The organism is Vibrio sp. 1F279 (genome assembly GCF_041439815.1).
In the GTDB taxonomy this organism is placed as follows: Bacteria; Pseudomonadota; Gammaproteobacteria; order Enterobacterales; family Vibrionaceae; genus Vibrio; species Vibrio tasmaniensis_A.
Genome location: NZ_JBGOOU010000024.1, coordinates 55,230 through 65,913, shown reverse-complemented (window position 1 = coordinate 65,913; position 10,684 = coordinate 55,230). Strand labels below are relative to the sequence as shown.

8 protein-coding genes and 3 pseudogenes are annotated in these 10,684 nt (G+C 44.0%); 4 read left to right on the top strand and 7 right to left on the bottom strand.

The window, feature by feature from the left end; genetic code table 11:
• Nucleotides 1-132 precede the first annotated feature (132 nt).
• Nucleotides 133-571 (top strand): annotated as a pseudogene (locus ACED60_RS16995) (transposase); the annotation flags it as partial.
• Nucleotides 572-763: 192 nt separating this feature from the next.
• Nucleotides 764-898: pseudogene (locus ACED60_RS16990) on the top strand (L-threonine 3-dehydrogenase); the annotation flags it as partial.
• Nucleotides 899-1,077: 179 nt separating this feature from the next.
• On the opposite strand, the gene ACED60_RS16985 reads toward ACED60_RS16990, so the two are convergent.
• The 3 genes and pseudogenes from ACED60_RS16985 to ACED60_RS16975 form a co-directional block, all read right to left on the bottom strand.
• The gene (locus tag ACED60_RS16985; protein WP_371728045.1) at nt 1,078-2,301 is read right to left on the bottom strand and encodes a DUF819 domain-containing protein; all 1,224 of its coding nucleotides are present in this window, start codon (nt 2,299-2,301) and stop codon (nt 1,078-1,080) included.
• Nucleotides 2,302-2,827: 526 nt separating this feature from the next.
• Nucleotides 2,828-4,754 (bottom strand): annotated as a pseudogene (locus tag ACED60_RS16980) (monovalent cation:proton antiporter-2 (CPA2) family protein).
• Nucleotides 4,755-4,757: 3 nt separating this feature from the next.
• Nucleotides 4,758-5,372 (bottom strand): NAD(P)H-dependent oxidoreductase, encoded by a 615-nt coding sequence (locus ACED60_RS16975; protein ID WP_371728044.1) that lies wholly within the window; start codon nt 5,370-5,372, stop codon nt 4,758-4,760.
• A gap of 303 nt (nt 5,373-5,675) precedes the next feature.
• Here ACED60_RS16975 and ACED60_RS16970 point away from each other — a divergent pair, with 303 nt between their 5' ends.
• On the top strand, nt 5,676-6,752 hold the full coding sequence (locus ACED60_RS16970) for a low specificity L-threonine aldolase (protein ID WP_371728043.1): 1,077 nt from the start codon (nt 5,676-5,678) through the stop codon (nt 6,750-6,752).
• Nucleotides 6,753-6,876: 124 nt separating this feature from the next.
• On the opposite strand, the gene ACED60_RS16965 is transcribed toward ACED60_RS16970, so the two are convergent.
• Nucleotides 6,877-7,002, bottom strand: coding sequence for a hypothetical protein (locus ACED60_RS16965; protein WP_017060906.1), 126 nt, complete (start codon nt 7,000-7,002; stop codon nt 6,877-6,879).
• Between the two features lie 247 nt (nt 7,003-7,249).
• On the opposite strand from ACED60_RS16965, the gene ACED60_RS16960 reads away from it, so the two are divergent.
• Nucleotides 7,250-7,684, top strand: a complete 435-nt coding sequence (locus ACED60_RS16960) for a YccF domain-containing protein (RefSeq protein WP_017075771.1) — start codon at nt 7,250-7,252, stop codon at nt 7,682-7,684.
• A 123-nt stretch (nt 7,685-7,807) separates the two neighbouring features.
• On the opposite strand, the gene ACED60_RS16955 is transcribed toward ACED60_RS16960, so the two are convergent.
• From ACED60_RS16955 to ACED60_RS16945, 3 genes are all read right to left on the bottom strand, one after another.
• Complete coding sequence (locus ACED60_RS16955; RefSeq protein WP_371728042.1) at nt 7,808-8,731, bottom strand: hypothetical protein; 924 nt, start codon at nt 8,729-8,731, stop codon at nt 7,808-7,810.
• 237 nt (nt 8,732-8,968) lie between these two features.
• Nucleotides 8,969-10,117, bottom strand: coding sequence for an L-threonine dehydrogenase (gene yiaY, locus ACED60_RS16950; RefSeq protein WP_012600397.1), 1,149 nt, complete (start codon nt 10,115-10,117; stop codon nt 8,969-8,971).
• 238 nt (nt 10,118-10,355) lie between these two features.
• Nucleotides 10,356-10,541, bottom strand: a complete 186-nt coding sequence (locus ACED60_RS16945; protein WP_371695299.1) for a hypothetical protein — start codon at nt 10,539-10,541, stop codon at nt 10,356-10,358.
• Between the last annotated feature and the right edge of the window lie 143 nt (nt 10,542-10,684).

The following is a 10,684-nucleotide window of genomic DNA, read 5'->3' as shown; positions in this document are numbered from 1 at the left end:
TCTGGAAAGCATTTTTAAAGTGTCTGATTGTTAGGTGGTTAAGGCATACGTTGGGCTTTGTTGCGTAATTCGAGGGAACTAAATCTACAACCTACACTCTGTTCAGCAACACTCACTTTTCCTCGTAGCCTCATGTCTAAGCCTCGTTACAAAACAACCAAATGGAAGCAATACAACCCGAGCACTCATTAAACGTGGTTCTCTGACTTTTTGGATTGATGAGGAATCCATAAGCGGGTGGCCCAAAGCATGCAAAACTGGCGTGGTAGACCACATCGGTTTAGTTATTTAGCGTTTAACACTGCCGCTCATGGTGAAGCGAGTCTTCTCTATGCCACTGGGGGCTTTACAATGATTTATCTATTCAATATTTAGGCTAGCCAATTTTCCGTTAAGTTGTCCGCATTAGACCTGCCTCAGTCGTGGAACAAAGTAAGTTGAGGTCTCATTTAGTACTAAAACGAGAGGAGCAAGTCAGGACCAAGTCATTGATGCTACTGGCCTTAAGGTTTACTACGAAGGTGAATGGAAAGTCAAAAAACACGGGACGGAGGGCAGCGTAAAGTTATTTTAATTATATATTGTTTTTTATTGTCTTTTGATTGGTCAAAGAAGCTGGATTGGAAGTAAGACGGGAAATAGGCTTATTGTTGACCTTATTTTTATCTTGGAGAGAAAAATTTGTCGCCAGTTTGTCGCCATTAGTAATTTTATTTTTTTGTAAGTGTTTGTTTTAAATTTACTTATCTTCTCGTTGTAGACAATGGCTTCTTTGATTCAATCAGGCCTAGATCTAACACCAATTATCACTCACCACTTTAAGGTTGATGACTTCCAAAAAGGCTTTGACATGATGCGCTCTGGTATGTCAGGTAAAGTGATCCTTGATTGGGAATAAGCTTTAACTGAGTAACAAGATATTAGAAAGGCGACAGTTTTTACTGTCGCCTTTTTTGTGTCTATCCCGCCTTGATATGTGTTTGCACTTTTAGAAACGCTTGTGACAAGAAAAGCACATAACAAAGAGCGACATGATCAAAGGTCCTGTCGCCCATATCGTTTTTATTTCGAGGCTTATTAACCCGCAGCAGCCTGCATGATGAGACCACAGATGTAAGCGCCGTATGTACCTAGTGCGTAACCAAGTACCGCCATTAGGATACCTACTGGCGCCAGAGCTGGGTAGAATGCAGCTGCTACGATAGGAGCCGATGCTGCGCCGCCAACGTTAGCTTGGCTACCGACAGCCATGAAGAACAGTGGTGCACGGATAAGCTTCGCCATCACAATCATTAGAATGGCATGGATAGTTAGCCATGTGATACCAATGAAGAAGTAGCCTGGATTGTCTAAGATAGCCGTCACATCCATTTGCATACCGATGGTTGCAACTAGGATGTAGATGAACGCTGAACCAACTTTAGACGCGCCGCTGTGCTCAAGGCTGCGTGTAGATTTGAAGCATGAAGCGATGAGCGCGAACGTTGTCACCATTACGATTAACCAGAAGAAGCCTGATGTAAGGCTGTATTTCGCGAGTTCTGGAGCGTTGGTCGAGATCCAAGGTGCGATTAGGTCACTGAATAAGTGAGCTAGACCGGTAAGACCGAATGCAATTCCCGTGATCTTCATTAGATCTGTTGTGGTTGTTGGGCGAGCGTTCTCTTCTTGGTATTTAGAAACCGTCTCTTTTAGCTCTTCGATAGATGATGTGTCTGCTTTTAACCATGCATCAATCTTCTTTTGGCGACCTGCCATGATAAGTAACACGGCCATCCAAATGTTCGCACAGATAACATCAACCGTAATCATTGCAGAGAATAATTGGTCATCAACCTCGAACACTTCTTTCATTGCTGCTTGATTTGCACCGCCGCCAATCCAAGAGCCAGCCACTGTTGTAAGGCCGCGCCATACATCGCCAGATACAAGGTCAGGGTTAACTTGGTCGATAATTAGAATCGCTAAAGGCCCGCCAATGATAATGCCGACAGTACCGGTTAGGAACATGATGACGGCTTTAGAACCAAGGCCAAATATTTTACGAAGGTCTGCTGAGATGATCAGAAGAACGAGTGCACTCGGTAATAGGTAGCGACTTGCAACGAAGTATAGCTTTGAGTTTGACGCATCGATGATGCCTAAACTATTCAATAGAGAAGGAACAAAGTAACAGAGCAATAGACCCGGAACGAACGAGTAGAATTTTTTCAGTGCGCTATTTTGGCTACTTTCCGTGATAAAAACACCGCCAAGAATAACAGCTAACATGCCCATTATTACTGCATCATTAGTAATCATTATTATATCTCCTTTAAGGTGAGCGCAACCGCCTCACTTTTTGAAGTGCAGGACTATACCGACAACTGGTATTCGTTACAAATTGTAACGATAGACATACTTTGAAACGTTTGTGTTAATTTTTATGGTTTGAATTTGTGAGTGCGGAGCGTTAATTATTGGCGATGTGAATGCTTTAGTGGCGACTTGTGAGGCGTGTTTAGATATATGCAATGTAACTCAAACGTTAGAGGATGGTCGCTACGAATTAGAACGACGACTGAAGGGCTTAAAAGAATGCATATATACCCACATTGACGGTATGGTTTATGTGGAGAGGTAATGTTTTATAAATGTAAAAAGTGAATTCATTTTTGACGGGTAGCTTGAGATTGAAAATTATAACTGGATCACATAAATGTCGTGGTTCATCTGATTTAGGTTCCGTGTTTTGGCTTCATCGGTCGTGCTATTCGTATTTAGAGAATGAAAAAGCGACCCGAAAGCCGCTTTTTGAGTGGTTGTTAACCTCGAATTTGAGCTCTGCTTAGGTTTGTTCTTCCTCAAAGCCATCTGCATAGCCTTTCGGTGGCGGTGTCCAACCTCGTTCTGAGCGAGAGTGCTTGTCTGAACGGTCTTTTTTCATGTCTTCTTTCATTGCTTCTTCAAGGTGAATGAAGATTTGTCGGTAGTTGTTGTCGTAACGTGGGTTCTCTTCTGCTTCAGACCAAGCTTGGTATAGTTTTTCAGACTTACGGCTTTCAACACGTTGATACGTTGATTTTTGCTGTTCAACGAAGAATGGATGGTGCCCTAAAAAACGTAGAGCTTCTGCGCCCATTTCGAGTGCCGAGTGGTACGTTTCTGAGACTACAGAGTCTGCACCAGCTTCTCGTAGGCGGTAACTGTGACCACGGTCGAACGCACGCGCTAAAATTTTCACTTTAGGGTAGGTGTGTTTAACGTATTTTACTAATTCAACGCTTGAGTCTTGGTTATCGATAGCGACGACAAGCATTGCCGCTTCTTCGATTCCTGCGGTATGCAATAAGTCATGACGAGTCGCATCACCAAAGTAAGATTTGATATTGATAGAGCGTAACAAGTCGACTTGGTTGGCTTGGTGATCCAGAACCACAGTATTGACATCATTCGACACCAGTAAGCGGTTAACGATTTGACCGAATCGGCCAATACCAGCAATGATCACCGTACCTTTCTCTTCGATAGTATCGGCTTCTCGGTCGTTAGACTTTTGCTCGTAACGAGGAAGTATCACTTTATCAAATAGAATGAATAAGCCTGGAGTTAGGAACATTGAAAGGGCAACAACCAGCGACAGAGTTTGAACTATATCAGCTGGCAATACGTGGTTTTGAGCCGAGAAGCTAAGTAGTACAAAACCAAATTCACCGGCTTGCGCCAAGCTCAATGTAAACAGCCAACGGTCACTGTTTCTAATTTTGAAGATTAACGCCAATGTAAATAACACTAAGGCTTTAAGTAGCATAACGCCAAGAGTGAGGCCAATGATCAAACCAAAGTCGTTGAATAGAACATCAAAGTTGATGCCCGCACCGACGGTAATAAAGAACAAGCCAAGTAGCAGCCCTTTAAACGGGTCGATATTAGACTCAAGCTCGTGGCGGAATTCACTGTTCGCCAATACCACACCGGCAAGGAAGGTACCAAGCGCAGGAGATAAGCCAACAAGGCTCATTAGTGCAGCAATACCAATAACCAACATCAGTGCGGTTGCAGTAAAGATTTCACGCAAGCCTGAGCTTGCCACGAAGCGGAACAGTGGACGACTCAAGAAGTGTCCGCCGACTACTACAATCGCAATAGATGCTGTGATCACAAGGCCATAAGCCCAGCCGGGTAGGCCAGCAACAAGACTCAACTCTTCATGGTGATCAGAAGCCGAAGCGACCGCGCTTTGTGCAGCTTCGATTAATTCTGGCAACGCCAATAGAGGGATAAACGCCAACATCGGAATGACGGCGATATCTTGGAACAGTAAGACCGAGAAAGCATTCTTGCCGCCTTCTGTCTTGGAGAGCCCTTTCTCATTAAAGGTTTGGAGAACAATCGCGGTAGATGACAGTGCGAAGATCAAACCGATAGTCAGCGCGATGGTCCAAGGTTGTCCAAAGAACAGAGCAATTCCCATTACAATCGGCGGTAGTGCCACCAACTTGCAGGCCACCCAGTCCCATAAGACGGTTTCTCATTGCCCAAAGCATCTTAGGCTCAAGTTCCAGCCCGACTAAGAACAACATCATCACCACACCGAATTCGGCAAAGTGTTGAATGGTCGTGGTCTCTTCGCCAACTAATCCAATAATTGGACCAATCACCACACCGGCAATCAGGTAGCCAAGCACAGAACCGAGGCCAAGCCTTTTGGCTATGGGGACTGCGATGACCGCCGCGAGCAAATAGATAAATGCTTGTAGAAAATATCCTGTCATGATCTAACCTCTGTTCATCATTTCATCGACGTAATGGTTTAGCTTTTCAGCCTTGCTTGCCTTTTTGAGGTCGACTTCGCCCGCAACAAAAGCCTCTAAAAGCGATTTGTAGCTATTTACGTGATCTTGAATTCGGCCTTCTTCTAACGCAGTACGTGAACCAAACAAAGCCAATGGAGCCAAGTAGTTCATGCCGCACAAAGATGCCGTTTGTTCGATTGGGTGAAGCAGTTCACGGATGGTGAAGTGGTTATAACCGTCAGTTTGATAAGCCTCTTTTTTGCCGCCAGCGGTGATACTGCATAACAAGCTTTTGCCTTGCAGTTCATTGCCGTCGGTGCCGTAAGCAAATCCGTATTCTAGGACGAGGTCTTGCCACTCTTTAAGAATCGCGGGTGTTGAGTACCAATATAGTGGGAATTGAAAAATGATGATGTCATGGTCCAACAGGCGTTTCTGCTCACGATCGATATTGATCTTGAAGGTCGGGTATTCAGCATAAAGGTCGACACAGGTGACGCCTTCAATACGCTTGGCTTGCTCAAATAAGGGTTTGCTCGCTTCAGAGCGATGCTGAGAAGGGTGGGCGAATAGCACCAAGACTCGATTTTTCGACATATAGCCCTCTTTGTCCATTAACGAATAATATTTATTGGAATTATAGATATACAATAATAGAAGAATGGTTGAACAACAACGAATTAGCCCATACTTATCTAGTTAGATGCGCGTGTTTTTAGAGACTTAATTATATAAAACACCCGTCAATTTGAGTATTTCCGGCACACGCAGCCGATGACTGCGTAAAACTAATTATTCGCTAATAATAAAAGCGAAGAGGTGCACTTTATGTCACCGTTGAAGGCTAACGTAAATAATTCAATCACCCTACATAGAACGACAATGAATAAAGGAAAAGGTATGAGCACGGACTTGCGTCAACAATGTAATTTGCTGCTTTCTGGTCACTTCGATCCAACACCAGCCCAAACCTTCGCGCAAATGGCTGAATGGTGCGAAACACATGATGTGGCGCACGACACCTATGGTGATGGCGAGTTTATTGAGAGTTTTGAAAACAAAGTGGCTGATTTGCTCGGCTATGAGGCCGCCGTATTTGTGATTACTGGCACAATGAACCAACCGACAGCGTTAGAGATTGCTTGCCAAGAAAAAAGAAATCCTTTGGTGGCGATGCACGAATCCAGTCATATTATGCGCCATGAACGCCAAGGGTATCAGCTCCAGAACCGTTTCAATGTACTTCCGGTTGGTAATGTATTTCGCACTTGGAATGTCGACGACTTAAAGGCTTGGCCTGATGAGATTGCCGCGGCATTGTATGAACTACCGATGCGAGAGATTGGTGGTCAACTGCCTGAGTGGGAAGAGCTTGAAGCGATAAAGCAGTACTGCAAAGAACAATCGATTCATCTGCATATGGATGGTGCTCGTTTGTGGGAGTGCGGCGCGTATTATCAAAAGCCATATAGCGAGATCGCGAAGGGGTTCGATACAGCTTATGTTTCGCTCTATAAAGGATTAAATGGTCTTGGGGGGTCACTCCTACTAGGTGATAAGGCTTTCGTAGCAAAAGCTTCAGCATGGATGAAGCGTCAGGGCGGAAATGTTTATCATCGCACGCCTTACGTGGTTTCGGCAGCAATGCAGTTTGATCAACGGATCGAGTTGATGCCAGCATTGTATGAGCGTACCAAGCAAATCTATCAAATCTTACAAGATTACCCGCAGTTCAAAGTGAACCCGCAGCAACCCCAAGTAAACATGCTTCACCTCTATTTACCGGTGAGTTTTGAGGATGGCATTATCCTGCGCGACAATATAGCTAAGAAGCACAAGGTTTGGATAGGAAACCCAGCGATCAGCGAACTGCCTACCCAATGTAAGATTGAATGGTATGTGGGTGATAACTTACTAAACTTGCCAGATCATGAGCTGATCGACATTCTAGACTTTATTAACGAAGAGCTGATTTAATTAACGAAGAGTTGATTTGATCGCAGAAGAGTTGAATTAATTACAGTAGAAGTGATTTAACTGAGATGAATACAGGACATGTTTCCTGTATTCATTTTTACGCCGATAGGATGGCGGGGTCTTGTTACATGTATTGGTTGATGTACACGTCGACTAAAAACATGAATACAGGCACTGTGCTGAGAAGTCCGAAGAAGACGATTGGCACCCAGTTTTTCATTTTCTTTTTAGGTTGCTCAGTGTTGTTCATAAGTTCGGCCTTAAATTAGTTGTTGTAGCTGTTTAGCTTTGTGATACTAAAAATCTACGAACATGGTATCAAATAAAATCGATGATCCCTATGCGGATTTGGCGTTTCGTGGTGTGTATCAATCACAGGAAATGTAGGCGATTCATAAGCGGTTCATAAAGACTCAATAATAATGAACCTATTAGAACAAGTATTGCCTTACTCGGCATATGAAATAAACAGTATTCAAAGGTTTGGAGAAGACAACATGAGAACAATAGGAAACATCATTTGGTTTCTGTTTGGTGGCGTATTTATGGGGTTGGCATGGTGGTTCTTCGGACTGCTCGCATTCCTCACCATCGTTGGTATTCCATGGGGTAGAGCGTGTTTTGTAATGGGTAACTTCTCATTCTTCCCATTTGGTCAAGAAGCGATTTCACGTGATGAATTGACCAATGAAACTGACATCGGGACCAGCCCACTTGGTATGATTGGTAACATCATTTGGTTCTTATTTGCTGGAATCTGGTTGGCGATTGGTCACATCATGTCAGCAGTAGCGTGTTTCATTACTATTATCGGTATTCCGTTTGCGATTCAGCACCTTAAGCTCGCGGTTATCTCATTGGCGCCAATCGGTAAAACCGTGGTCGACAAGCGTGAAGCAGAAGCGGCACGAGTAAGAAACTACAAGGGTTAAGACTACAGCTTAAGCCTTATATAGAACTGAAAAAGCACATCACATGATGTGCTTTTTTGTATCCATGTTTTTATCTCACGATGCCCGCATGTCACAAACACTCACTCACTAGATATTGTTCGACTAGACATTGTTGAACAAGACTTCAAGCCTAAGGGTGATGTTGGCTTCTTCGGTATGTTCCTCATAGGGCTTTCGTTTCCATTGATAGCGCGGAATCAATTCGTAGAACAGCCACTCTTTCCAAACGTTTTCTCGGTAGGTTATCGACACTTGTGAATATTCGTAGTGGTTATACGGCTCGCTGGTTGCTGTAATCGTCGCGCTGTATTGCAGAGCTTGGTCTTGAGAAAGGTAGTGATACAAAGTCAGCCCCGTACCGTACTCCCAGCCTTTAAGGTCGTCGTTATAACCTGCAAAGTTCGACCATCGCGCTAAGAAGTCATCACTCAAAGAAAGATCAAAATCGATATCGGTGATCTCGCCAGTTTCTTGCTTTTCTTGATACACACGTTGGGTCAGCCTGAATACGGCATCGGTAGTGAGAGGGTAGGTAAAGCGATAACGAGCTTCAATACGCGGACGCAGTGTCGCTTTAATATTGAAGCTACTGTAACCCTTCGCATAAGCATCGTAACGAAGGCCGAGTGCGCTCTCTAATTCCTCTGAATCTTGTGGAAAGAAATCAAAGAACTCTTCATCGCTGACAGATTCGTAGATTAATTTTAGGCGCTTACTCGCAAAGGGAAGATGTAAACGTGCGTTGAGCTTGGTTGAGTAGTCGACGTCACCACCTCCTGAGTAAATAAAATCGTTGTACCAACGGACAGAAGTGCCCGCTCGAGCATCTTCGGTAATGCGGTCATCGACAAAAAAACTGTCAAACCATAATGCGGGTTGGCAAAATTTACTGTTTAGGTAGTGGTAGGCTTTTTCGACAGGGGCGTCTTCTAGCAGCTGACTGTGGCACTCATTTTGTTCCTCTGCTTGAGCGGAGTGGACAACGAGTGAAGCTAATAATGAGGTGCTAACTATCCAACGACTCAATGGAACCTGTTTGTCATTCTATATATCAATAGTTTGACTATAACCAAGCGATCGCAACAATGCGACTTTTTAGTGGTGAGCAGCTAGTGATTCGTCGCTCTTGGTTTGTGTGAAGGCAAAGAATTGAAAGGGGTAGGCAGATAAAAGAAAACGGGCTCAGAAGGTGAGCCCGTTTGTGTTAGCTATTTGTTTTTAGCAAGAGCCGGGTGTTTTTAGCTCGAATAACTTGTCGCTAGATTACATTGCCGCTTCGAAGATCGCTGAGATTTCTTCGTGAGTCGCTTGTTTAGGGTTAGTGAAACCACAAGCGTCTTTTAGTGCGTTGTCAGACAGAGTCGGGATGTCTTCCAATTTAGCACCCAGTTGAGCAATACCTGTTGGGATGTTCACGTCATTTGCTAGTTGAACAATCGCGTTGATAGCTGCTTCTGCGCCTTGCTCTGCTGTCATACCTTCAACATTCACACCCATCGCTTTTGCAACATCACGTAGACGATCTGGACAAACTTGAGCGTTGTAACGTTGAACGTGTGGTAGCAAGATAGCGTTGCATACACCGTGTGGAAGGTCGTAGAAACCACCCAGTTGGTGCGCCATTGCATGAACATAGCCAAGAGAAGCGTTGTTGAATGCCATCCCCGCCATGAACTGTGCGTAAGCCATTTGCTCGCGAGCTTCAATGTCTTCACCGTGCGCTACTGCTGTCCTTAGATGTGCTTGCACAAGTTCGATTGCTTTAATCGCAACTGCGTCTGTGATTGGCGTTGCTGCGATTGAAACGTAAGCTTCGATTGCGTGTGTCAACGCATCCATGCCTGTTGCTGCCGTTAGTGATGCAGGTTTAGCAAGCATCAACTCAGGATCGTTTACTGAGATAAGCGGTGTTGTGTGCTTATCAACGATAGCCATCTTAATGTGACGAGCTTCGTCAGTAATGATGCAGAAACGCGTCATTTCAGAAGCTGTACCTGCTGTTGTGTTGATAGCAATTAGAGGCATCATTGGCTTTTCAGACTGGTCTACGCCTTCGTAATCTGCAATTTTGCCGCCATTAGAGGCAACCAGAGCGATACCTTTTGCACAGTCATGTGGCGAACCGCCACCTAGTGAAACAACGAAATCACAATCGTTGTCAGTTAGTAACTCAAGACCATCGTTCACGTTAGTGATGGTTGGGTTTGGTTGAGTACCGTCGAATACAACTGCGTCTACGCCACGTTGGCTAAGTAGGTCTTGTACCTGTTTAACCACGCCAATTTGGTTAAGGATCTTATCCGTTACGATCAGACCTTTTTTGAAGCCTTGAGACTGAATGCTATCAGCAGCATCTTTCAAACAGCCAGTACCCATGAAGTTGATTGTAGGGATGTAAAATGCAGTAGACATTGGAAAACTCCGTTAATTATGATTTTTTAATTTCCTACATGTTGTCGGCAATCAACTGGTCGACCATTGATCTGGAACAACTTTGATTCCGAACTACCACTTTGTGATTATGTGTTGTGATAGGGCTCATATAGCAATCGTTTTTATGGTTTTCTTATGTGTTTATTGTCAGTAATGGAAAGCGAACTATTGATTGATTTAATAACAGAATTACGTTCCATGACCATGAAAGTAAAGGCTATTCACTCAACGTCGGTTCAAGTTCAGTTTGTGTCGATGGTTTGCGTGAGTCATCGTTAGCTTCAATTTGAGGTTGCTGAGACTCATCGGCATCTAAGGCGTCAGAGGTGTCTTCTGGTTGTTCATCATAATACTTAACAAGGAATGGGGTGAGCATGACGGATGACGGTAAGAAGTGCTTCATGGTACCTCCCGGTACTTAAGTGTATTTCTTGTATGGTATTGGTTTAATATGTGGCAAAATTTGCGATACATCATGACTTGTTGCTTGTTTTCTATAAATTCTTAGAACTATATTCAGGCTCACAAAATTGATAGTAGAATGCA

Coding starts and splice junctions, on each gene's coding strand:
- yiaY (WP_012600397.1), bottom strand. CDS start 10,117: ATGTCTACTGCATTTTACATCCCTACAATCAACTTCATGGGTACTGGC.
- ACED60_RS16985 (WP_371728045.1), bottom strand. CDS start 2,301: ATGATTACTAATGATGCAGTAATAATGGGCATGTTAGCTGTTATTCTT.
- ACED60_RS16970 (WP_371728043.1), top strand. CDS start 5,676: ATGAGCACGGACTTGCGTCAACAATGTAATTTGCTGCTTTCTGGTCAC.
- ACED60_RS16960 (WP_017075771.1), top strand. CDS start 7,250: ATGAGAACAATAGGAAACATCATTTGGTTTCTGTTTGGTGGCGTATTT.
- ACED60_RS16975 (WP_371728044.1), bottom strand. CDS start 5,372: ATGTCGAAAAATCGAGTCTTGGTGCTATTCGCCCACCCTTCTCAGCAT.
- ACED60_RS16965 (WP_017060906.1), bottom strand. CDS start 7,002: ATGAACAACACTGAGCAACCTAAAAAGAAAATGAAAAACTGGGTGCCA.
- ACED60_RS16945 (WP_371695299.1), bottom strand. CDS start 10,541: ATGAAGCACTTCTTACCGTCATCCGTCATGCTCACCCCATTCCTTGTT.